Source organism: Enterobacter sp. IF2SW-B1, assembly GCF_001743375.1.
Taxonomy (GTDB): Bacteria; Pseudomonadota; Gammaproteobacteria; order Enterobacterales; family Enterobacteriaceae; genus Enterobacter; species Enterobacter bugandensis.
Map to the genome: position 1 here is coordinate 1 of NZ_MJAA01000400.1, position 352 is coordinate 352.

Consider the following 352-nt stretch of genomic DNA (forward strand, 5'->3'; position numbering starts at 1 on the left):
AATGCCGAGCGGCATATCGCAGATGGTGAGTATTTTAGCGTTCGGACGCAGGCGGCGCGTGGCTTCTGCGACAATCGCCGCCGGGGTGGAGTAGTTCAGCATCCACGCGTGCGGAGAGTACTGTTCCATATAATCCACCCGCTCCAGCACTCCGTCTCTAGAGCGCTCGCCGTAAAAGATACCCCCCGCTCCGCAGGTTTCCTCGCCCAGCACGCCGTGGCGCAGCGGGATTTTTTCCTCTTTTTCGCGCATCGGGTATTTGCCCACGCGGATGTGCGCCATCACGAAATCGACATCGGTAAACGCCGCTTTTGGATCGGTGGTGTAGCTGAATTCAATCTCCGGGGCCTGG

1 pseudogene is annotated in these 352 nt (G+C 59.1%); it reads right to left on the reverse strand.

The window, feature by feature from the left end:
- Window positions 1-352 (reverse strand): annotated as a pseudogene (locus A6013_RS24800) (6-phospho-alpha-glucosidase); the annotation flags it as partial.